17 protein-coding genes are annotated in these 21,909 nt (G+C 61.0%); 6 read left to right on the top strand and 11 right to left on the bottom strand.

The features are described 5' to 3' along the window. Nucleotides 1-242: 242 nt before the first annotated feature. Complete coding sequence (gene rplJ / locus O148_RS0112875) at nt 243-764, top strand: 50S ribosomal protein L10 (RefSeq protein ID WP_026531247.1); 522 nt, start codon at nt 243-245, stop codon at nt 762-764. Nucleotides 765-879: 115 nt separating this feature from the next. Continuing rightward, nucleotides 880-1,269: a 50S ribosomal protein L7/L12 gene (rplL, locus tag O148_RS0112870; protein ID WP_026531246.1), complete on the top strand. Its 390-nt coding sequence runs from the start codon at nt 880-882 to the stop codon at nt 1,267-1,269. Between the two features lie 204 nt (nt 1,270-1,473). On the opposite strand, the gene O148_RS0112865 is transcribed toward rplL, so the two are convergent. From O148_RS0112865 to O148_RS0112850, 4 genes are all read right to left on the bottom strand, one after another. Continuing rightward, nucleotides 1,474-3,747, bottom strand: coding sequence for an endo-beta-N-acetylglucosaminidase (locus O148_RS0112865; RefSeq protein ID WP_026531245.1), 2,274 nt, complete (start codon nt 3,745-3,747; stop codon nt 1,474-1,476). Between the two features lie 34 nt (nt 3,748-3,781). Next, nucleotides 3,782-4,702 carry a carbohydrate ABC transporter permease gene (locus tag O148_RS0112860; RefSeq protein ID WP_035746131.1) on the bottom strand — a complete coding sequence of 307 codons (921 nt, stop codon included), beginning with the start codon at nt 4,700-4,702 and terminating at the stop codon, nt 3,782-3,784. Further along, complete coding sequence (locus tag O148_RS0112855) at nt 4,699-5,580, bottom strand: carbohydrate ABC transporter permease (RefSeq protein WP_026531243.1); 882 nt, start codon at nt 5,578-5,580, stop codon at nt 4,699-4,701. Before O148_RS0112855 ends, O148_RS0112860 begins: the two co-directional genes overlap by 4 nt. A gap of 85 nt (nt 5,581-5,665) precedes the next feature. After that, nucleotides 5,666-6,949, bottom strand: a complete 1,284-nt coding sequence (locus O148_RS0112850) for an ABC transporter substrate-binding protein (RefSeq protein ID WP_026531242.1) — start codon at nt 6,947-6,949, stop codon at nt 5,666-5,668. A 304-nt stretch (nt 6,950-7,253) separates the two neighbouring features. Here O148_RS0112850 and O148_RS0112845 point away from each other — a divergent pair, with 304 nt between their 5' ends. The 3 genes from O148_RS0112845 to O148_RS0112835 all read left to right on the top strand — a co-directional run bounded on the left by O148_RS0112845 (nt 7,254) and on the right by O148_RS0112835 (nt 12,776). Next, the gene (locus O148_RS0112845; RefSeq protein ID WP_035746129.1) at nt 7,254-8,279 is read left to right on the top strand and encodes a LacI family DNA-binding transcriptional regulator; all 1,026 of its coding nucleotides are present in this window, start codon (nt 7,254-7,256) and stop codon (nt 8,277-8,279) included. Nucleotides 8,280-8,479: 200 nt separating this feature from the next. Beyond that, nucleotides 8,480-9,772 (top strand): glycoside hydrolase 5 family protein, encoded by a 1,293-nt coding sequence (locus O148_RS16580; RefSeq protein WP_051620204.1) that lies wholly within the window; start codon nt 8,480-8,482, stop codon nt 9,770-9,772. After that, on the top strand, nt 9,747-12,776 hold the full coding sequence (locus tag O148_RS0112835) for an alpha-mannosidase (protein ID WP_338035381.1): 3,030 nt from the start codon (nt 9,747-9,749) through the stop codon (nt 12,774-12,776). Before O148_RS16580 ends, O148_RS0112835 begins: the two co-directional genes overlap by 26 nt. Before the next feature lie 110 nt (nt 12,777-12,886). Here O148_RS0112835 and O148_RS0112830 read toward each other — a convergent pair whose 3' ends face one another. The 4 genes from O148_RS0112830 to O148_RS16575 form a co-directional block, all read right to left on the bottom strand. Then, a complete protein-coding gene (locus O148_RS0112830; RefSeq protein WP_026531239.1) occupies nt 12,887-13,357 on the bottom strand; it encodes an aminoacyl-tRNA deacylase in 471 nt (156 codons plus the stop codon). After that, on the bottom strand, nt 13,354-13,737 hold the full coding sequence (locus O148_RS0112825) for a hypothetical protein (protein WP_026531238.1): 384 nt from the start codon (nt 13,735-13,737) through the stop codon (nt 13,354-13,356). The genes O148_RS0112830 and O148_RS0112825 overlap by 4 nt, the downstream gene beginning before the upstream one ends. A gap of 24 nt (nt 13,738-13,761) precedes the next feature. Then, entirely contained in the window at nt 13,762-14,952 is a 1,191-nt protein-coding gene (locus tag O148_RS0112820) for an acetyl-CoA C-acetyltransferase (protein WP_026531237.1), read from the bottom strand. 82 nt (nt 14,953-15,034) lie between these two features. Beyond that, nucleotides 15,035-16,234, bottom strand: coding sequence for a polysaccharide pyruvyl transferase family protein (locus tag O148_RS16575; RefSeq protein ID WP_051620203.1), 1,200 nt, complete (start codon nt 16,232-16,234; stop codon nt 15,035-15,037). A gap of 118 nt (nt 16,235-16,352) precedes the next feature. Here O148_RS16575 and O148_RS0112810 point away from each other — a divergent pair, with 118 nt between their 5' ends. After that, nucleotides 16,353-17,132, top strand: a complete 780-nt coding sequence (locus O148_RS0112810) for an SGNH/GDSL hydrolase family protein (protein ID WP_026531236.1) — start codon at nt 16,353-16,355, stop codon at nt 17,130-17,132. Here the strand turns inward: O148_RS0112810 and O148_RS17215 are convergent. From O148_RS17215 to fdhD, 3 genes are read right to left on the bottom strand one after another with little or no spacing between them, the layout of a single operon-like run. Further along, entirely contained in the window at nt 17,129-18,628 is a 1,500-nt protein-coding gene (locus O148_RS17215; RefSeq protein WP_051620202.1) for a glycosyltransferase family 39 protein, read from the bottom strand. The two genes, O148_RS0112810 and O148_RS17215, sit on opposite strands and share 4 nt — an antisense overlap. Nucleotides 18,629-18,671: 43 nt before the next feature. Continuing rightward, on the bottom strand, nt 18,672-20,978 hold the full coding sequence (locus tag O148_RS0112800) for an FdhF/YdeP family oxidoreductase (protein ID WP_026531235.1): 2,307 nt from the start codon (nt 20,976-20,978) through the stop codon (nt 18,672-18,674). 41 nt (nt 20,979-21,019) lie between these two features. Continuing rightward, nucleotides 21,020-21,865 (bottom strand): formate dehydrogenase accessory sulfurtransferase FdhD, encoded by an 846-nt coding sequence (fdhD, locus tag O148_RS0112795; RefSeq protein ID WP_026531234.1) that lies wholly within the window; start codon nt 21,863-21,865, stop codon nt 21,020-21,022. Nucleotides 21,866-21,909 lie beyond the last annotated feature (44 nt).

The raw sequence follows: 21,909 nt of genomic DNA, 5'->3' as shown, positions 1-21,909 counted from the left end.
TGGGGAAAACGCGCGCCCTCCCATACACTGGAACTACCAAAGACCGTCGGTCGGCGGATTTCCATGTCTCCAGCCAGTAATGGTGAGGCAGCGAAATCTGCTTGTAAAGCCCTGAAAAAGGCGACCTACGCAGGTGAAGAGAGCAACGCCGTCGTCATTAAGACGAAGCCACGCCCTATGCGCCTGCATGGGGCGTTTTTTGTTGGGCCGACCGGCACAGAGATGTTACCGGAAGGAGTACCATGGCGAACCCGGAAAAGGCAGCCGCCGTTGCAGAGTTGGTGGAGAATTTCCGCAACTCCAGCGCCGCTGTTTTGACGGAGTACCGCGGGCTCACAGTGGACCAGCTCAAGCAGCTGCGTAATTCACTGCGCGCCAACGCGAGCTACGCCGTGGTGAAGAACACGCTCGCTGACATTGCCGCGAAGGAAGTCGGAATCGACGCTTTCGAAGGCAAGATGGAAGGCCCCACGGCCATTGCATTTGTCACCGGAGACCCCGTAGAGGTCGCCAAGAGCCTGCGTGACTTTGCCAAAGAGAACGACAAGCTGGTCATCAAGGGCGGTTACCTCGACGGTGCCGCAATTGACGAGGCCGGCATCAAGAAGCTTGCGGACCTCGAGTCCCGCGAGGTTCTGCTGGCCAAGATGGCTGGCGCAATGAAGGGCTCGCTCACCAAGGCCGCATACCTGTTCCAGGCTCCGCTTTCCCAAGCGGCACGCACTGTGGACGCGTTGCGCGCCAAGTTGGACGACGCCGCATAAGACCCTCGGCATCCGCCGAATGCGCCGGCCCCGCTCACCCACTGGGGCGAGCCCAAGGCCAGCACAACCATAGACCCGCCTCACGCGCGAGGCACAAGAAACAAAGGATCCCATCATGGCGAAACTCTCCACCGAAGAATTGCTCGACGCATTCAAGGAACTCTCCCTCATTGAGCTCTCCGAGTTCATCAAGGCATTCGAAGAGACCTTCGATGTCACAGCTGCTGCTCCCGTTGCTGTTGCTGGTGCCGCTCCTGCCGGCGGTGCCGGTGGCGACGCTCCTGCCGAAGAGAAGGACGAATTCGACGTCATCCTCGAGGCCGCTGGCGATAAGAAGATCGCAGTGATCAAGGAAGTTCGTGCCCTGACCTCCCTCGGCCTCAAGGAAGCCAAGGACCTGGTTGACGGCGCTCCCAAGCCGGTTCTCGAAGGCGCCAACAAGGAAGCCGCCGAGAAGGCTAAGGCTCAGCTCGAAGAAGCTGGCGCAACCGTTACCCTCAAGTAACACACTCTCTTTGGTACGCGCCGCCTGATATCGGCGACGCGAGAAACGGCCCGGTTCCCCATCGCGGGGGCCGGGCCGTTTCGCGTTTCCGCTTGCGGGGCTGGTCCCCTGCATGAAGCACGACGGCGATGCTCGCCTTGGGAGCGAATGGTCGCCACCCGCTGGGGTGCTTGGGCGCTCGTGGGGAGCCCGTCGGCGTGGTAACTAGACGGCCTGGGCTTGGGCGGCGTCCGATCGAGCGCCGTTTTCGCCAATGGCGACGAGTTCAAATGTGGAGCCGGGCTGGGCATCCAGTCCCGCCGCGAAAAAGCAGTCGCGGTGGACGCGGCCGAGCCAGGTCTTGCTTCCGGACTGCACCGCGAGGACGTCATAGGCGTAGGCGTCCTTGGCGAGATCCCAATCAAAGTAGGCTTGCCAGCCGGTCTCGGTCTTGTCAAAGCTTGAGACCCTAAAGTTCTGCGGCATTCCCGGTGCCGCCTCGCTGTCCAGAATATCCACCTGGCCGATATTGACGCGCGAGGCGTCGGGAGATGAGATGCCAAGACTGACGCGTGCAATCCGACCAATGGTGGCGGGGACGCTGGCTTGGTAGTGGCGCCAGGGGGCGGCCGCATTGCCGTAGGGCGTAAGGGTGATGGTGCGTTGGGTGGTCGGGTCCTCGTACGGGGTCACGATCAGTGTGAGATCCACGGCGCCCTCGTGGGCTGCGGTAACGCGAGCAATTGTTGGCTCGCTGACGGTGATATCCGTCTTGAACAGGTGCACGGTGCACTCTAGCGGTTGGCTGTTTCCGTTCTCCAGCGCGAGCGAGTGCGCGCCCTCCCAGACGAGTGACTCATCGAGTGCGGCCGTGGTGGTGTCGGGCTGCTTCTCGTCGATCCAGTACTGCCATGTCAGCGCCGGGTCGGCATTTCCGGCATCGTTCCACGGTTTCTGGCTCATTTGCTGCCCGGCGATCCAAAAGCCGCTACCGACTCCGATATTAAAGGTGTGGCGGATGGGGAGCCGCGCATAAGGTGACTTTTCGACGATCGCGTGAGCAACGCCGTCGAACGCCTCATAGTTCCATATGTTGCTGCGCCCGGGCATGGTGGGTTCGCTCAGCCTGCCGCTCCACAGCGGGTTACCGCGCGGGCCGGACCAGAAGCGTTGCTCGGCTTGGCGATAGAGGGCGCGGCCCTCGGGTGTGCGGGTGGTGCCGTCGCTGCACCCGCGCTGCCACATCTCGTTGATCACGAACGTGCCCCAGCTGACCGGGGGAGTTTTGTTCGGGGTGGCGAGATCCGAGTACCGTTCCGAGGGGTTGAAACCGCCCATTTGGAATTCACTGGTGCCAAAGGCGACCTCGAATGGGTCAAAGCCCGCGTCCGTGACGGTTTGGGCCGAGCGGGTGAGGTCGGGGTCGGGGCCGTCTTCGCCGGTGGTGTCCCAGCCACGCAGCCAGCCGTAATTCATGAAGAGCGAATCGCACAGCGGCCGGCCCGGTGTGCCGAGCCAGGAAACGTTCTCTGTGTTGATCATGTTTTGGTAGTCGAGGGTGCCGTCGGGGAGCATCGCGTCATACCACTGGAGGTAGCATTCAGGATCTTGCGCCTTCAGGTACTCCAGGAAGGCGCGGAGGGTAGCGGCTTGCTTTGTGGTCAGGGCCGCTTCTTGGTTCATGAAGTACCCATCGAAGCCGAAGTAGCGGCGCAGCTCGATGAGTTTGTCCGCAATGGGGAATGTGCCGATGGGGTCTTGAGCGAGTAGCGCGTCAAAGTCGGCGCCCTCCCGGGGCCAGAACCAGCAGCCGAGTGCCCGGGCCCTGTTCTTGTGGGCCGCCTCGGTCCACCCGGCGTTGGGGAGTTCAAGGACACCGTAGGTGCGGCCCGCTGCGTTGCGGTCTTTGACGGCGCTCGCGGGAACGTCGGGGGTGAGTTGACCGTGCCAGGAGGAGAAAACGTCGAGGTATGGCCAAAAGCGGAAGGTGTAAACGTAATCTTCGTCGCCGATGGCGCGGGCGCGCTCGTCATAAATGCTGCCCCGATAGTCCCCGTCAATGGCGAGCATCTGCACGCGCGGGTCCAGGCTGGGGTGAGCCTGAGTTTGGGCGAAGGGGGCGATCCGTTCGGCACGTGGAATATGGCAAACAAAGTGTTTGGCGTGCGGATCGGTTTCCGGGCTCCACTTCAGGAGGTCGTTGGCCCAGAATCCGTAGGTCGAGGGTCCCTCGGGGATGCCCCCGCTGCTGTCGGCAGGCAGGACCGGTCCGGGTGGGTTATCGATGCTCGGGCGTGGGACATCGGTGGATTCGGTGCGCTGCGATGTCACTCTGGTCCTTGCTAGGCTCTGGGGCTGTGATGTGGTCGGCGCGTTGGGGCGCGCCGCGCCGGTGAGCGCCGGGGCGGCAAGTGCGCCGCCCAGGCCGATGGCACCCATCCGGATGAAAGCGGCGCGACTCATCGAGGGGTTTGCGGCCGTCGATTTGCGTGCGCGCACTCTCACTCCTTCGATAATTGCCCCGTTGTCCGTTTTACCCCTTAACCGCGCCTTCGCCAACCCCCTTGAAGAACCAACGCTGTACTAGGGCAAAGAGTATGGCCAGGGGGATGAATGCGATCATGGCGCCCGCGGCAATGAGGCGCGGGTCATTGGAGAAGGTACCTTGCAAATATTGCAGACCGAGGGTCAGCGTGAAGTTGTTGGGATTGGTCAGCACAATAAGCGGCCAGAGGAAGTCATCCCATGCCCCGATGAACGCGAAAATCACCACGATGGCCAGCGTGCCTTTGACCGCGGGGAAACCGATGTAGCGAATACGCTGCCACACGTTAGCCCCGTCCATAATGGCTGCCTGGTCGATTTCGGCCGGGATGCCGCGGAACGCATTGAACATGAGCAGCACGTTGAGCATGCCGATCATGCCGGGGAGGGCCACACCGAGCAGTGTGTCCGCTAGCCCGAGCTCTTTGATCGTCACGAACTGGGAAATGATGGTCGCCTCGCCCGGGAGCACCAGCGTCACGAAAAAGAGCGAAAGCGCCACTAACCGGCCCTTAAACTTCAATTTTGCAAAGGCGAAACCGGCAAGGGTGGCACCAATAACGTTTCCGCCAATGGTCAGGGCCGCCACGATCAGCGAGTTCCCGATGTAGCTCATGACCGGGATGGCCTCGGCGACGCGCTCATAGTTGTTGAGGGTGGGGTCAGTGGGAATGAACTGCGGAGTCTTGGCGTAAATGTCTTCGGCCGGGCCCTTGAGCGAGGTGGAGAGTTGCCACAAGAACGGCCCAATGGTGATGAGCAGGACAAACAGCAGCAACACATAGCGCACCACGGTTTCCCGGGGGCTGATTGAGTTGAAACCGCGGGCTCGGCGACGCTTCTTGGGCGCCGGCGTGGTCTGGTCGAGTTGACGGAAGGTTCCTTGGTCGATACCAGTGGAAGCGCTCATTCGTCATTCCCCTTTCGGTTCAGCCGGGCCAAGGCGATCATCGGGATCAAGCAGACGAAGAACAAGACCACCGAGAGCGCGGCGGCATACCCGAGGTTGCCCTGCAAACCCCTGGCGTATTGCTGAATAAGCATGACCAGGCTGGACGCGTAGCCGCCGGGACCGCCGGTAGTGCCGGTCAAAATATACGGCTCGGTAAAGATACGTAGCGCCGATACCGAGATCATGATGGCCACCAAGATCATGGCGCCGCGAACACCGGGAACCGTGACGCTCCAGAACCGCCGCCAGGCGTTGGCGCCGTCAATCGCCGCGGCTTCATGAAGGTCCTGGGATACATTGCCGAGCGCGGCGATGTAAATAATCATGTAGTAGCCCAGGCCCTTCCAGATGGTGAGGGAGATGGCGCTAAAGATCACCAACCAACGGTCGGTGAGGAAGGGCAGCGGACCCTGAATCCAGCCCAGAGACTCGGCAATCCCGTTGACGAGGCCGCGGTCCTCCAGCATCCAGGACCACAGCAGCGCGACGACCACGGCGCTGGCCACCACAGGGGTATAAAACGCCGTGCGGAAAAAGGTGATGCCGGGAAGTTTCTTTTGCACCAGGATGGCCAGGCCAAGTGGGAGCAAGGTCAACAACGGTACACACACAATCATGTAGACGACCGAGTTGAGCAAGGCGTTGAGGAATTGCGGGTCGGAGAAAATGTCGACGTAGTTCTCGCCGCCGATGAACTTTTCGGTGCGTCCCAGGGGGGTCGCGTATGTGAAGGAGAGGCGTACCGTGTTGATGGCCGGCCAGAGGCTAAAGACGGCGAGCCACAACAGGGCGGGCGCCGCCAACAGCCAGGGCGTTGCTGGGTGGTGTGTGCGCATAAATATCTCAGGTGTTCTCTCGACGGATGGAGTGGGGGTTAGGTAAACGGGTTGGGGCGCTTGCAAGCGCCCCAACCCGTTCAATCTAGTTTTGTTGCTTGAGCAGGCGGTTGACCTGATCAGCGGCCGAGTCGAGTGCGGCCTTGGGCTCGATCGAGCCCTTCATCGCCAAGGCAATCTGCTGATTCACAATGGTGTTCATTGCGTCGTTGAACTCCACCGGCACCAGCACCTTGGCCTTTTGCAAGGATTCGAAGGCCAAGACCTTGGCGTCCCCCTCCGGAGTGCCGTCGCTCTTGGAGAGCGATGGATCATCCGCGCTCGCCGTTGTGCTGGGGAAGGTGTTGGTGAGGTTGGCGAACTCCAGTTGGTTCTCCGGGCTCAGCAAGTATTGTGCGAAGGCAACGGCCGTCGCCTTGTTTTGGCTGCTTTCCGGAATGGAGATGCCTTGCACGTATAGGGGAGGAGTATCGTTCAGTGCGGCGCTCATCCCGATCTTGCCCTCCAGGCTCGGGTTATCGGTGACGAAGCTCTTGTATGCCGGGCCGCCGCCGGTGGTGTAGGCGACCTCGCCTTGAGTGAAGAGCTTGGAGTTGCCAAGGTAGTCGTCGTTGAGCACGGAGGAGGGGTAGAGGCCGTTCTGATAGGCGTCCACATACTTTTGCAGGATTTCGGCGGCCTGATCGGTATTGAATACCGCTTCGGTGCCGTCCTCGTTAAGCACGTCAATGCCGGCACGGACAAAGTCGGCCAGCCCCGGCTTGGAGGAGAGCAGGTAGGACTTTCCTCCGGTCGCGTCCTTCATCTTTTGCGCCCACTCGAACTGCTCATCGACCGTCTTCGGGAAGCTGGAGGTGTCCAGTCCGGCGTCCTGGAGCATTTGGGTGTTCCAGTAACTGATGTCGGTGTTCAGGTACCACGGGAACCCATACGTGCCCTCAACTCCCTTATACCGGTAGGCGTCCAGGGCGCCCTTGACGTAGGTGCTGTCCAGGTTGGGATCCAATTTGCTGACGTCTGCCAACAGCCCCTGCTTGGCCAGCGCCACGCCGAAGTCCGGCGGCAGGTTAATGACGTCCGGGAGCGTGTTTGTGCTTGCCTGGGACACGATCTTGTCCGAGTAGCCGTCCCCGGGCTGATCTTGGAGTTTCACTGTGGTGCCAGGATACTTTTCCTCGAAACCGGAAATGACCTTATCGAGGTAGTCCTGGAACTTGGGTGTCAGCGCCCAGGTTTGGAACACAATTTCACCCTTGACGTCAGCGGGGTTGACGGTTTCGGCGCTACCGCTGTCCCCGCCATTACCGCACGCGGTGAGTGCGAGCGTGGCAGCCGCGGCCACCGCGATGCCCTTGAGAAATTTCTTCATGCGAACTTCACTGTTCCTTCGTTATCCGGGGGTGTGCCTCGATTCGCGCACCCACTTTGATAAAACGATTTAGTATGCCCACTATCCACGCCCCGACGCGGCAATGTCAAGACAGCGCCCGCCATCCGTTGTGAAGATGTTACTCGTGCGTACGGCAAGCGCGTACGGCAACCGCTTATGGCAAGAAAAATTCGGCTAACCCCGTACCAAAGGGTGGTGCGTCGCCTCAACTTCGCTATGCTCAGTCCAAGCAATTGGCGCAAGCCCAGCATTCGCGAGGCGCGCACAACAACGGAGGGTGTCCATGGCGAAAAAACGTCCCGGTATTGGGGATATTGCCAAGATGGCCGGTGTGTCCAAGGGTGCCGTGTCTTTTGCGCTCAATGGTCGTCCAGGAGTCAGCGAAGAGACTCGCAAACGCATCTTGGATGTTGCCGAACAAATGGAATGGAGCCCGCACTTTGCGGCGCGCACTCTGGGCGGTAATAGAACCGGGGTCGTGGGTCTGGTCATCGCGAGACCGGCTCGCACCATTAGTCTGGAGCCCTTCTTCATGCTCATGATTTCGGGTGTGCAATCGGTGCTGTCTTCGGTGGGAATCGGTCTGCAAATGAAAATCGTTGAGTCCATCGACGCCGAGATAGCCGAGTACCGGCAATGGTGGCGAGAGCGCCGGGTGGACGGGGTCATCCTTTTTGACGCCCGTGTCAATGATCCGCGTTTTAGCGTCATTGCCGAATTGGAAATGCCCGCCGTATTGGTGGCCAGCACACCCGACCATGGAAAGTACGCGGTGGTATGGGCCGATGACCAAGAGGCAATGGCCCAAGCCATTAGCCACCTCTATGAGTTAGGGCATCGGCGCATTGCCCACGTCCACGGTCTCGAAGAGTTTTCCCATACCAGGCAACGCCGGCTCGCGGTGAGCGCCGCTGGTGCGAGCCATCCAGAGCTGGAGATCCTTTCCGAGCCCACCGACTTTTCCGATCGGGAGGCGGCCACGGCGACCCGCAAACTCATGGATGCGCCCCAGCGCCCCACCGCGGTCATTTATGACTCGGATGTGATGGCGCTCGCCGGATTGAGCGCCCTCATGGAAAAGGGTCTATCGGTGCCGCAAGACGTCTCCATAATGTCCTTCGACGATTCCCTGCTCACCCGGTTGACTCACCCCTCGATCACGGCGCTGAGCCGCGACACCTTTGAATTCGGTGAAGAAGTCGCCAACTCGCTCTTGCGGCTGATCGAGACGCCGGAGGATTACTTCGCAGTGCGCGTTCCCACCCCCCATGTCACCGAGCGTGAAAGCACCGCAATCTACGGCGGGTGAGTGCCGCTGGACGCCGCGCCACCCCTCAACATCATGGCAATTTCGTCTGTACTTTGACACCCATTGTCGATAGTGTGCTATTTCATCGGATTAACTAAAACGGATTAGCAACGAGTCTCCAGGTGCCACGGCGGCCCCGGCAGCCACGTTTGCTAACTCGACATCAGGACAGTTCCAGCACAGAACGAGGACCCCGCACCATGCCTGTACCGCTTGTGGCGCCACCACGCTTCGGCGCCAATTACACACCGTCGCGAGGGTGGTTTCACCACTGGCTCGACTTCGACGCCGGCGAGGTCAAGGAAGACCTGAGCAAGCTGGCCGAATTGGGCTTGGACCACGTGCGGGTGTTCGCTCTCTGGACACTTTTCCAACCGAATCGCACGCTCATTAGGCAGAGCGCGCTTGACGATTTGGCGAAAATGGTGGAGATCGCCGGCGATCTCGGCTTGGACGTCAGCGTTGACGGACTCCAAGGCCACCTCTCCAGCTTCGATTTCGTCCCCTCGTGGGCGGCCACGTGGCATGAGGCGAACCTCATCACGGACCCGCGCATCATCGAGGGCCAGTCCACCTACCTGCGCGCGATTGCCGAACGGCTCAAGAGCCACCCCAACTTCTTGGGAACCAGTATCGGCAACGAATTCAGCCAGTTCACCTGGAGCGCGCATCCCACTCGGAGCGTCGCGACGGTAGACCAGGCGGAAGCCTGGATGCGCACCATGATTGAGGCGAGCGCCGAGGGCGCGCCGGACGCGGAACACCACCACTCGGAATTCGACGCCTCCTTCTTCGACTCGGCTCACCCCTTCACCCCGGAACTTGCCGCCAATATCGGCGCCCGCACCACCATTCATTCCTGGGTGTTCAACAACACCGCGCAGACCTACGGCGGCATGAGCGAGCAGTCCTTCTTGCTTCCCGTTTACCTCATGGAATTGGGTCGCGCGTATGCCAAGGATCCGCATCGTCAAATTTGGCTACAAGAGATTGGTGCGCCGAGCCCGCACGTCAGCGCCGCGGACGCGCCCGAGTTTATGCGCCGCACTCTGGATTACGCGCTGGACACGCAGGATCTCTACGGCGTGACCTGGTGGTGCTCTCACGATGTGGATCGCGCCCTCGCAGATTTCCCCGACCTGGAATACAGCCTCGGCCTGCTCGCCAACAACAATGAGATCAAAGCTCAAGGCGCCGTCTTCAAAGAGTATGCCGAGCGCCGCCAGCATGTGACGACTCCTGCTCCCCGCGAAACCGCGCTGATCCTCGAACTTGAGGATGAACGGCAGGGCACCGGCCGGGAAATCTGCAAACCCGGCGGCGAATTCTTTGACGCCTGGATGGAATTGGCCATGCGTGGCGAGCGTCCTACGGTCGTGTTAGCGTCGCAAGCAGAAAATGCTGATTACCTCGCCGCTCGCGGAATTACCGCTACTCAGTCCATGCACCACCTGAAGACCCCACAGAATGGAGCAACTGTCGCTCATGCATGACATCCGAAAAACCACCGAAGACCGCCTGCGCCGCGTCCTCGAGGAGCGCTTGCAACCCGCCATTTACACCCCGGTCGCACCGCTGAACCTCACCGTGTGGCACGTCGAGGGCGGGCAAGGCGAGCCCGTCCCCTTCCAGGACGCGCAGCAAGCAGAATATAGTACGACGGCGGTGGGAGACTCATGGGGCCCGGCATGGGGGACCAGTTGGTTCCGTGTGCAGGGCGAGGTTCCAGCCGGCACTGACAATCCCGAGGTCGTCTTCAACTTGGGGTTTGGCCAACACTCTCCGGGCTTCCAAGCCGAGGGATTGGTATATACCCCGGATGGCACGGTCATCAAGGCCATCAACCCCTTTAACCAGTGGATCCCGGTCAACGAACAAACCGCACCGGGCGGCAAGTTCGACGTGTACGTCGAGGCGGCGGCGAACCCCAACATCATGGGACCGGGCGGAATGCGGCCCACGAACCTGGGCGAGAAGTCCACCGCGGGAGATAAGCCCATCTATACGCTGGAACGCGCCGACATCAACGAGTTGCACCAGGACGTGTGGGAACTGGTGCAGGATCTGGAAGTTTTAGGTCAGCTCGAGCGCGAACTCGACTCCGGTAACCCGCGCAAATACACCATCTTGCTTGCGGTGGAAAAGGCACTGGACGCCCTGGATTTGCAGGACATTCCGGGGACCGCGGCCGCGGCGCGCGCCGAATTGGAAGAGGTAATGTCCTCCCCGGCGGTCAAGACTGGACACCGGATTTCCGCCGTTGGCCACGCGCACATCGACTCCGCGTGGCTGTGGCCGTTGCGTGAAACCGTCCGCAAGGTGGGGCGAACCACCGCGAACGTGGTGAACCTGATGGAGGATCACCCGGACTACATTTTTGCGATGAGCCAAGCGCAGCAGCTGGCGTGGCTCAAGGAACACAAACCGGGGACCTACGCCAAGGTCAAGGACCTGGTCAAAAAGGGCCAGTTTGTCCCGGTAGGTGGCATGTGGGTGGAGTCTGACACCAACATGGTCGGCTCCGAAGCGATGGCCCGACAGTTCGTGCACGGCAAACGCTTCTTCATGGACGAGTTCGGCGTCGAAACCCAAGAAGTCTGGTTGCCGGACTCCTTCGGCTACTCGGCAGCGCTACCCCAGATCGTCAAGCTCGCCGGCAATAAGTGGTTCCTGACCCAGAAAATTTCCTGGAATACCACCAACAAATTCCCACACCACACCTTCATGTGGGAGGGCCTGGATGGGACCCAGGTATTCACGCACTTCCCACCCATTGACACCTATAACTCGGACATTTCCGGCGGCCAGCTCGCCCACGCGGTACGCAACTTCCAGGACAAGGGGGCGGCATCCCGTTCGCTTGCACCATTTGGTTGGGGCGACGGCGGTGGCGGACCCACCCGAGAAATGCTCGCCCGCATTGCGCGCACCGGCGACCTAGAGGGAAGTGCCCAAGTGGTCATGGAGTCCCCGCGCGCCTTTTTCGAAGGCGCCGAAGCGGATTACCAGAACCCTCCGGTCTGGAGCGGAGAGCTCTACTTGGAGTACCACCGCGCCACCTACACCTCGCAAGCAAAGAACAAGCAGGGTAACCGCAAGAGCGAGCACCTGCTCTACGAAGCCGAGCTGTGGGCGGCCACGGCTGCGCTCAAGACCGGTTTCGAGTACCCCTACGCCGAATTCGATCGGCTGTGGAAGCAAGTGCTTTTGCTCCAGTTCCACGACATTCTGCCGGGAACCTCGATCGCCTGGGTGCACCGGGAGACCGCGGAGATGTACCAGCAAATCTTCACCAATGCGACGGCGATCATCGACGCTGCGCTGAGCGCTCTTGCCGGGTCGGGGGATAAGGAATTAGTAGTCAATTCGGCACCCCACGCGCGTGGCGCGCTCGAGGCGCGCTCCGCCGTCGTACGTCCTGATGGCGACCCGGCAGCCACGGTGCGCGAAGATGGCTCGGGCTGGGTGATGGAGAATGAAAATCTCCGTGTCACGGTGGACGCCGACGGCACCTTCTCATCCGTGTTTGATAAGCGGGCCGAGCGGGAGGTGCTGTCGGCCGGTCAGCCCGGAAACCTGTTGCAGTTGCACCCCGACTTCCCGAATCTGTGGGATGCGTGGGATGTGGAGGAGTTTTATCGCAACACCGTGACGGATCTGCGCGATGTCGACTCGATCAGCATCGAGGGCGGGGATTCGTTGCGGATCAAGCGGTCCTTCGGAGACTCGAGCGTGGACGAGCTTGTGCGCCTTGCGCCCGGCTCGGACCGAGTGGAGTTTGAGCTCGCGCTGGACTGGCATGAAGTCGAGAAATTCTTGAAGCTCTCCTTTGGCCTGGATGTGCTCACCGAGCGCTCTGCCGCGGAAATTCAGTATGGGCACATCTACCGGCCGACCCACCAAAACACGTCCTGGGATGCGGCAAAGTTTGAGATTTGCGCACACCGATGGGTGCAGGTGGAGGAGCCCGGGTACGGTGTCGCCGTCACGAACGATTCAACCTACGGCCATGACATTTCGCGGAAGAAGGGGCCCGAGGGGGTGTACACGGACCTGCGCTTGTCCGTGATTCGCGCACCGCGCTTTCCCGATCCGCTCACCGATCAGGGCGAGCACACCGTGCACTACGCGCTCGTGCCGGGGGCGAGCACCATGGATGCGGTGAGCGCCGGTTATCAGCAGAATCTGCCGGTGCGCACAGTGCGCGGCGGTGCGGCTTTTGCCTCGCCCATCCAGGTGGATAACCCTGCGGTGGTGCCCTCCGCGGTGAAGCTTGCCGACGATGAGTCCGGCGACGTCATTGTGCGCGTCTACGAGGCGACCGGCGGGCGCAACAAGGCCCAGATCACCCCGGACTTCGAGTTCGGCTCGGTGGCCGAGGTGGACCTCCTCGAGCGTGATCTCGAGGAGACGAGCGGTGCCGTGTTGGCCTCGGATTCCGGGGTCGAGGTGTCGCTCAAGCCCTTCCAGATTGTGACGCTGCGTTTCAAGCGCTAACCTCCACCCACTACGCGTTTCGCATCCCCGTACCGCATTTCGAGACCCTTATATGGGGATGAAAATGCGGTACGGGGATGCGAAACGCGGTGGTGGGGCCGGGTAGGCGGTCAGTCGGAGATGTCGGCGATGCTCGCGCCGAGAGCGATGGCGAGCTCGTCCGCGTCGACGAATACACTCTTCCCATGCGCTCCGGCGCCCATCGACACGCGCTTACCTTGTATGCGTTCATCGGCATATACGGGCCATGGCGTTGTGGAGCCGATGGGCGTGATGGTCCCACGCTCATATCCGGTGGCAGTGAATGCCTCATCGGCGGGCGGCATGGAAACCTTATTAACCCCCAGGAGCGCACGTAGCTTCGGCCAGGATATTTGCCGATCACCGGGGACAAGCGCAAACAGGTAGCTGCCGTCCTTATGCCGCACCACAAGCGATTTCACAATCTCTGCCGGCGTGATACCGAGCATGGAGGCAGCCTCTTCCAGCGACTTGGCCGGCGCGCGATCAATGACCTCGACCTCTAGGCCCAATGCCTCGGCGCCGTCGAGGAAACGTTGGTGGGAATTGTCTAGGCTCACAGCACATCTCCAAACACAACCGATTGTTTCTTGACGTCATAGGCGTGACCGCCGGCCTCTGCCGATACCGTCGCCACAAATACGGCCATGAGCGCCTCGACCGAGGGCGGCAAATCGGCGACCTTCATGCGATACACCACGGTCGCTTCTGGCAGGAGCGCGCCAACCGCACCCGGAAGAGAGCCGGTCACAGCGTGGAAGGGCCCGGAGAATACAAAAAAGTTCTGATTCGACTCGCCATCGATCACATGGATGGTGAATTCGCCATTGCCCTTGTCGTTCACTTTTCCGGTGACCAGGCCCGGCTCTGCGTCCAGGATTTCTTCCACGCGAGCCAAGGGCACCGGACGGGCGCCATAAATTTCCAACTGGGTGTTCATGCCACCAACTTAGTCGCGTACGCCCTAGTCGCGGTAGAGCAGAAGCGCTTCGCCTTGACCTCCGCCGCCGCACAGCGACACGGCGGCCTTGCCGGAACCGCGGCGCGCCAGCTCCATCGCGGCGCTCAAGGCGAGGCGGGCACCGGACGCGCCGATCGGGTGACCCAGCGCGATCGCTCCGCCGTGGATATTGGTCTTGTCCATCGGGTAGTCCAAGTCCTTGAGCGACTGCACGGCCACGGAGCCGAAGGCCTCATTGATTTCAATCAAGTCCAGATCCTCGGTGGACCAGCCCTGGCGGCCCAGCGCTTGTGTGATGGCATTGGACGGCTGGGAGTGCAACGAGGTATCTGGACCGGCGACCTGTCCCGGAGCTCCGAGCACGGCCAGGTAGTCCCAACCCTTGGCCTCCGCATTTTCCCGGGTAGTCAACACCACGGCCGCAGCGCCATCGCTCAATGGGGAACTATTACCCGCTGTGATGGTGCCGTCTTTGGCGAAAGCAGGTCGCAGAACGCTGAGCGAGTCTACGGTTGTTGTCCCGCGAATTCCTTCGTCTGCGCTGACCACTATCGGGTCGCCCTTGCGTTGCGGGACGCTCACCGCCACGATTTCTTCGCCGAGGATGCCGTCCTCGGTCGCTTTCGCGGCGCGCTGGTGCGAGGCGGCGGCAACTTCGTCTTGAGCGGCACGATCGATGCCCAATTCGCCATTCTTCTTTTCGGTTGAGGCGCCCATGGATTGGTGGTCAAAGGCGTCGGTCAAACCGTCATGCGCCACCGAATCCACGGCGGCCAGATCGCCGTATTTCCAGCCCTTGCGCGAGCCTGGAAGCAGGTGCGGCCCGTTGGTCATGGACTCCTGGCCGCCGGCGACCACAACTTCCGCATCACCGGAGCGGATCAAGCGGGCAGCATCGATAATAGCGGTGAGCCCGGATAGGCAGACTTTATTAATGGTGACGGTGGGGACGTCCCAACCGATACCGGCGTTGATTGAACTTTGCCGTGCGGGATTTTGCCCGGCACCCGCTTGAATGACCTGCCCCATGATCACGGCATCCACCTGCTCGGGAGCTACCCCGGCGCGCTCGAGAGCGGCCGAGATCGCCATGCCGCCGAGGTCGGTGGCCTCAAATGATTCAAGAGATCCCAACAATTTTCCAAAGGGAGTGCGCGCGCCAGCGAGAATGACCACGTCTTTGGGGTTGCTCATACTGTTTGTCCTTCGATGAGATTTTCAGTTAATGATCAATAACTTAAACATCAGCTTAGACCGAACAACGGGGATGCACACATCATCTATTCCGCAACAGGCGCCTGAGCGATCCGGTGACCGGACGGGGTGTCTCAATTTCTGTCACCGTCGCAGCGTTCTTGGATCCGTAGAGACCGGCCGCCTCCGCGTCCTTTTGCTCGTGATAATCGGACAACCGCGTCTTTAAGGAGTCGGAGAATTCCGGCGCTCTCTCACCAGAGGCAGGAACGAACTCCCACCCCGACCCGCGTTCCACCAGGCTGCGATGCTTCTCGTCATAGTAGTCATCGCTAATCCCATAGGCGGTCCCACGTGCGCCCGCCGCCGAGCCCAGCAAGTGCAGATGAAACCGCGTGGTCAGAATGTGCTGCCCGGAACGCAACGGCATACCCTCATTCCACACCCGCGCGAACGGGTAGAAATTTTCCGCCGGAATGAGATCGGCCAGTGCAGCAAAACCCGGGTGGTCGTTGCCGGGAATGCACTCCACATACCCGACCGAATTCCCGGCGGCCACAGCCTCGGCAACCCGCTCACGCACCAGTTCGCGCACGTGGCCAATGCGCTCGGGCGAACCCATGTCGTCTTGAACGCACACCAGCACATCCGGCGCCGTCGCATCCAAATTCAACTGGCGCGAACGCTTGAGCACCTCGGGCGCCGCCAAAAAGGCATCGTCGAGCCCCACATCAATCCCCAGGAATTCGGCACTCGAGGCGTCCCGAACACTCAAGTGATCGAACTGCCCAAGCGCCTCAGCTAACCCGTATTCGGGTCCGAGCACGGGCGCAAGGCCCTGTCCGGTCGCGTACAGCGCGGCTCCGTTTATATCCCGGGCCGCGAGTGCCGCGTATATGAGCCCGGCGTGGTGCGGCCACTTGGCATGAATGTACCCGCCGCCAAGCACATGCACACTGGACGCATCCCGCAGCGTCTCGAGCCCCAAGTCAAACCGGGGGCTCCCCCCGTGCGCGACCAACCGCTCCAGATGGGCGCGCAATTCCTCCGGTTCCTGCGACGGCGCCTCGGCAATCATGCGCCACACCGTGTTCGTGAACCGTGCTTTAGGGTGAATGCCCTCAAACAGCTTGGCAGACAGGCCCGGCTCCGGACAGTCCACCCACACGGTTGACTCAGGAGCAGCGTCAGCCAGATAGCGCAACCAGCCAGCGGTAATCACCTCATCGCCGAAATTCGGAAAACCGCAGGTGGCAATAAGGTAGGGCGCGCGTGAGGTCATGCCCTGAACTTACTGGAAAAACCCTGAAGGTGCTAGTAACCTGTTGCGCTTTAACGTACGACGGCGATGCCCGCCCCGGGCGCCTTTCGGCACCCGGGGATTCAGTAGAGTTAAGGACGTGGATTTTGAGCGTCGATACGTGGCATTGGGCGATTCTTTCACCGAAGGCATGGGCGATGACTGCGCACGCCGCCCGACCGGTGTTCGAGGCTGGGCGGACCGGGTAGCAGAGGGGTTAGAAGCCCACGAACTCGGCTGGGGTTATGCCAACCTCGCAATTCGGGGCCGCAAGCTCCTGCAAGTTCTCGAGCAACAGATCGATCCGGCACTGGCCATGAAGCCGACTCTTGTCACCATCTACGCCGGGGCGAACGACATTTTGCGTCCGCGGGTCAATCTCGATGCCCTCATGCTTCGCTATGCCGAAGCCATTGGCGCTTTGCGGGATGCCGGCGCCGAGGTGTGGATGTTTACCGGATTCAACCCTTCTGCATCCAAGGTCTTTTCGATGACGCGAGGTCGGGTCGCGCTCTATAACGAATTCGTGCGCGAAATCGCTCACGAGCACGGCGCGGGCATCATCGACTATTGGCGTATGCGTGAATTCGCATCTGTGCATATGTGGGGCGAAGACCGAACTCACATGTCGACGCTTGGCCACACCCGGATGGCGCACAATGTCTTAATGGCCTGGGGCATCACCGCCGAGCACTCGTTAGAGGCGCCCGAAACCCCGTTGCAATCCCGGTGGCAACGCACCCGGGCAAATGCCCAGTGGGCGAAGACCTACCTAGGGCCCTGGATATCTCGCAGATTGCGCGGCGTCTCCTCGGGCGATCATCTCAGCGCACGCTACCCGCGCTTGGTCTCACCGCAGCGGCTGGACGACTATCTCTAACCCCGAACGTACAAGGTGACTACCCGCGTCACTCCTGTATATTCTGTCTTGGGAATATATCCGAGAGCCGCAAGATCAGCCGGGGACACGCCGTCGTTCTTCTCGCGAATGAGCCACACCCGATCATATTGCTGCACCTTATCCGCTGCGCTGGCAATGCCAACCCGACCGTCAAAGAGCAGATCGATACTGCCCGCGGGCTCTATCAAGGTGGGGTCGGCCAGTCCCGAGAACGAGTCTGGAGAGGAACGCACAATCAGATTAGGTTCCCCGCCCATCGGTGCGATCGCGTCCCCCGGCTGCGCATTTTCGGCGACCGTTTTGGCAACCCATTGGTAGTCGTAGCTCGCGTCTTTGCCGCCGGTGGTGCGCAAGCTGATGGTTGCCGGTATTGCCGCGAGCACCAGGGCGCACAAGGCCGCGATGGGAACCGCGCGAGCGAATGGTCGGGCTGTTGGTCTTGCCCTCGGGACAAGGGCGGCTGCGCTGAGGAGAGCAATTGCGGGCGAGGTGAAAGTCAGATAGCGGGGTAGATAATACGGCGAGCCGAGAATCAGGGAACCCGCCAAGAGCGCCGCAAGCGGCACCAACAACCAGGGCAGGGCGAGCCGGACAAGAAATTCGCGTCGCACTCGCCAGATGCCGACGAGTGCTGAGGTAAAGAGCACGACCGCCAGCACGCTTGTCGCAGCGGATTCAATTTTTCCGAGGGTCGGTATGTAGTCGGTGCCATCCAGGAACTGCACCCGGCTCGAATATTGTGCGAGAAAATATTCCGTCACGGTCGTGGGTCCGAGCGGGCGAATCCAGGCAATTTGATCGCGTTGGCCGTAGGCGATGAAGCCAATCACAGCGGCTGGCGCGACCCAGAAAATGCCGGAAGCCAGGAAGGAGAGCATGCGTCGGCGCAGGACGGGGACCAGTAGGACCGTGACGAGGTGAGCGGCAAAGAGGAAAATCGTGTAGAGGGAAAACAGGACGCCGAGCGCACCGCAGAGCGCGTAAAGGATCCACCAGAACGCCGTGCGGTCCCTTTCTTCATCGGCAGACCAAATGCGCACCAGCGCCCACGTCGCAAGAGCGGCAAACAGCATCGAAAAAACGAAGGGCCGCGCTTCCAAGGCGGCATATTGAACTCGAGGCAGGATTGCAAAAATTCCGGCAGCGACCAGCGCATAACGCGAGGAACCCAGCCGGCATCCGATGGCATAAATGAGTCCCGCGCTCGCTCCACCGGCGATAGCACTGGGGATCCGGAGCGCGAACTCACTGACTCCGAATAGCGCCGTCCAGCCCTGCATCATGAAGTAGTAGGCGCCGTGGACCGCGTCGATATTGCCGAGCAGGTCCAGGAGTTCAGCGGGTGTACGGCGGACGGCGCTGACGGTCGCCGCTTCGTCAAACCACAAGGACGGCACCCAGGAAAGGACGGTGTAAAACAGGGTGGCGGCGGTGCCGACGAGTACCGCTATGCGCGAGTTCTCGAGGCGTCCCATGTCTCCTATGCTACGTAACGCAGAGGCAGTTGCGAGCCTAGGTTTAGTTCATGTGCGGTGTATCCCGTTTCTCAAAGCGGACCGTCACGGCCTTAAAGCCCGGTGTGTTCGATTCACGGGCCACCAAATCCTTGTGGACTAACACGTTGGCCTCCGGGAAATACGCCGCGCAACAACCCCTCGCCGTGGGATATGAGACGAGATGGAAGCTCTCCGCGCGCCGCTTCGTCCCCCCAAAGACGCTAATGACGTCCACCAGATCCCGATCTTCGAAGCCGAGCTGGGCTAGGTCTTCGGGGTTGATCAAGATGACTCGGCGCGCGTTTTTGATGCCGCGGTAGCGATCATCGAGCCCGTAGGTGGTGGTGTTGTACTGATCATGGCTGCGCAGGGTCTGCAAGATGAGGTGGCCCTCGGGAGCATTCAAGTATTCCAGTGGGGACACGGTGAAGTGACCGCGCTCGCTTGCGGTGGCAAAGCTGCGCGTATCGCGGGGCGGGTTCGGCAACTGGAAGCCGTTTTTGCTGCGTACGCGCTCGTTATATCCCTCGAATCCGGGGAGGACACGGCTGATATGGTCGCGGATCACGTCATAGTCTTCAGCCATGGCTCGCCACGGCACCGGGTGATCGTCGCCAAGCGTCGCCTGCGCCATCCGCGCCACAATGACCGGCTCGGCGAGCAAGTGGTCTGACACCGGATCAAGACGCCCCTGGGAGCGGTGCACCATGGACATCGAGTCCTCGACCGAGACAAACTGAGCGCCGCCGGGGTGCTTGTCATCCTTATCGGTTCGGCCGAGCGTCGGCAGGATAATGGAGGTGCGCCCGTGAACAATGTGGGAACGGTTCGGCTTGGTGGAGACAAACACGCTGAGGCCCGCACGCTTCATCCCGGCTTCCAAGTTTTCCGAATCCGAGCATGCCGCCGCAAAGTTTCCGCCCATCGAGACAAAGACGTCGATCTCGTCCTTTTCGAACGCATCGAGAGTCTCTTGCGCATCCAGACCAAACGCGCGCGGGGTATTCAAGGAAAACTCGCGGTCAAGATTGGCAAGCAACCATTCTTTGGGCTTCTCCCAAATGCCCATGGTCCGATCGCCCTGGACATTGGAGTGGCCGCGTACCGGGCAGGCTCCGGCACCAGGTTTGCCGAAGTTCCCTTGGAGCAAGAGCAGATTGACGATTTCTTTAATAGTGTCCACCGAGTGCGGTTGCTGCGTGATGCCGAGCGCCCAACAGAAAATGGTGGCATCCGAGGCGATGAGCATTTGCGCCACCCGCTCAATCTGCGCGCGCGGCAAGCCGGTTGCCATCTCGATTTCATCCCAGTCCAGGGTTTTGCGGGCCTCGCGGTAGGCGTCGAAGCCGGCGGTGCGGGACTCGATGAACTCGCGATCCAGCACGCTGCCCGGGTTCGCATTTTCCTCCTCCAGAAGCAGGTGCCCGAGAGCCTGGAACAGTGCAAGGTCGCCGCCGACCTTGATTTGCAGATACTCGTCAGAGAGCTTAGTGCCATCCCCAAGTACCCCGCTGATGGTTTGCGGATCCTTGACCGCAATGTTTCCGGCCTCCGGGAGCGGGTTGACGGCGACGATCTTGCCTCCGGCGTCCTTGGCTGCTTTCAGCGCGGAGAGCATGCGTGGATGGTTGGTGCCGGGGTTCTGGCCCACCACGAAGATGAGTTTCGCCTGGTGAATGTCCTCCAGGGACACCGTGCCCTTGCCAATGCCGATCGTCGGATTGAGCGCCGAACCGGAAGACTCGTGGCACATGTTGGAGCAGTCGGGGAGATTGTTGGTGCCGATGGAGCGGGCGAAGAGCTGATACATGAACGCCGTCTCATTGGCGGTGCGTCCTGAGGTGTAGAAAACGCACTTGTCCGGGGTGGTGGACCGGATGCGCTCTCCGATGAGTTCAAAGGCATCGGCCCAGGAAATCGGCCGATAGTGCTCCTCGCCCTCGTGAATGATGACAGGTTCGGTGATGCGTCCCTGGCTGCCCAGCCACCATTCGCTCTTCTCCGCCAGCTCGCTGATGGAATGTGCCGCCCAAAATTCCGGGGTGACTGTGCGGGTCGTATTTTCCTCGGCAATCGCTTTCGCGCCGTTTTCGCAAAACTCTGCCGGTCGCCGCGCTCCATCTGGTTCCGGCCAAGCACAACCCGGGCAATCAAATCCTCCGCGCTGATTGACCCGCAGCATGGACCGTGCCGTGCGAACAACTCCGGCTTGCTCGTAACCGCGCTCCATCGCGACTTTGACGGCTTGGACACCGGCAGCGTACTTTTTCGGCGGAGTGACCTTGAGCGCGTTTTCGTCAATGTCTTGTACGGGCGCTTTGCGTCCCATGTGGTGCTCCTTTGAATCGGCGTGGGTGATAGAGGCACTCGCTACGCCGGCAACGGTGCGCGGGTGTCGATGCGCTCGGAGTGCGAATAGATATTGACACTCTTGCCGCGGCTAAACCCGGCCAAAGTGAGCCCGGACTCACGGGCAAGCTCCACCGCCAGATGGCTCGGCGCGCTTACGGCGGCGAGAACCGGGATTCCTGCCATGGCGGCCTTTTGCACCAGTTCAAAGGACGCGCGGCCGGACACTTGAAGCACGGTGTTGGCAAGCGGCAACTTGCCTTCGCGCAGCGCCCAGCCCACCACCTTGTCCACCGCGTTATGCCGCCCAACATCTTCGCGCAAGCACAGCAGGTTTCCGGAAAAGTCAAAGAGCCCGGCCGCGTGCACGCCGCCCGTGCTGTCAAAGATATCCTGGTGCTCGCGAAGCTTTTGCGGCAGATCCAGGAGAACATCCAAGGCGAGAGACTCGGGTTCCTTTTCCAGCTCGAAAGTGGATTTCTTGCGCACCGCGTCGATCGAAGCGGTTCCGCAAATCCCGCACGCGGAGGTCGTGTAAATGTGACGCTCCAAGCCCTCATCGGGCAAGGGAACGTGGGGAGCCAGATCGGCCTGCACCACGTTATAGGTTTGCCGTCCCTGCTCGTCCTCGCCGGCGCAAAACCGCATCGAGGGAAGGTCTTCCTTGTGGTGAATCACGCCTTCGCCCACCAGAAAACCGGCGACGAGGTCGAAGTCGTCGCCGGGGGTGCGCATCGTAATGGTGAACGGCTTGTTGCCCAACAGGATTTGCAGGGGTTCTTCGGCGGCGAGCACGTCCTCGCGCACACCGGCGCCGCCTTCGCGATCTAGCTTGCGGATGCGCAGTCGCTGGGTTTTACGCGTCATTGCCAGCCCGTCCTTGAGATGTTCATGAAATTTTAGTGTACGCG

The sequence above is a fragment of the Haematomicrobium sanguinis DSM 21259 genome (assembly GCF_000688395.1).
Classification (GTDB): Bacteria; Actinomycetota; Actinomycetes; order Actinomycetales; family Micrococcaceae; genus Haematomicrobium; species Haematomicrobium sanguinis.
Note: the sequence above shows the minus strand (reverse complement) of the source record. Positions and strands in the feature narration are given on the sequence as shown.

What these genes read in the sequence shown, in the direction of transcription:
- O148_RS0112800 (WP_026531235.1), bottom strand. Translation starts at nt 20,978, where the DNA reads ATGGGACGCAAAGCGCCCGTACAAGACATTGACGAAAACGCGCTCAAG.
- O148_RS0112855 (WP_026531243.1), bottom strand. Translation starts at nt 5,580, where the DNA reads ATGCGCACACACCACCCAGCAACGCCCTGGCTGTTGGCGGCGCCCGCC.
- O148_RS0112850 (WP_026531242.1), bottom strand. Translation starts at nt 6,949, where the DNA reads ATGAAGAAATTTCTCAAGGGCATCGCGGTGGCCGCGGCTGCCACGCTC.
- rplJ (WP_026531247.1), top strand. Translation starts at nt 243, where the DNA reads ATGGCGAACCCGGAAAAGGCAGCCGCCGTTGCAGAGTTGGTGGAGAAT.
- O148_RS16575 (WP_051620203.1), bottom strand. Translation starts at nt 16,234, where the DNA reads ATGACCTCACGCGCGCCCTACCTTATTGCCACCTGCGGTTTTCCGAAT.
- O148_RS0112835 (WP_338035381.1), top strand. Translation starts at nt 9,747, where the DNA reads ATGGAGCAACTGTCGCTCATGCATGACATCCGAAAAACCACCGAAGAC.
- O148_RS0112820 (WP_026531237.1), bottom strand. Translation starts at nt 14,952, where the DNA reads ATGAGCAACCCCAAAGACGTGGTCATTCTCGCTGGCGCGCGCACTCCC.
- O148_RS0112860 (WP_035746131.1), bottom strand. Translation starts at nt 4,702, where the DNA reads ATGAGCGCTTCCACTGGTATCGACCAAGGAACCTTCCGTCAACTCGAC.
- O148_RS17215 (WP_051620202.1), bottom strand. Translation starts at nt 18,628, where the DNA reads ATGGGACGCCTCGAGAACTCGCGCATAGCGGTACTCGTCGGCACCGCC.
- rplL (WP_026531246.1), top strand. Translation starts at nt 880, where the DNA reads ATGGCGAAACTCTCCACCGAAGAATTGCTCGACGCATTCAAGGAACTC.
- O148_RS0112825 (WP_026531238.1), bottom strand. Translation starts at nt 13,737, where the DNA reads ATGAACACCCAGTTGGAAATTTATGGCGCCCGTCCGGTGCCCTTGGCT.
- O148_RS0112845 (WP_035746129.1), top strand. Translation starts at nt 7,254, where the DNA reads ATGGCGAAAAAACGTCCCGGTATTGGGGATATTGCCAAGATGGCCGGT.
- O148_RS16580 (WP_051620204.1), top strand. Translation starts at nt 8,480, where the DNA reads ATGCCTGTACCGCTTGTGGCGCCACCACGCTTCGGCGCCAATTACACA.
- fdhD (WP_026531234.1), bottom strand. Translation starts at nt 21,865, where the DNA reads ATGACGCGTAAAACCCAGCGACTGCGCATCCGCAAGCTAGATCGCGAA.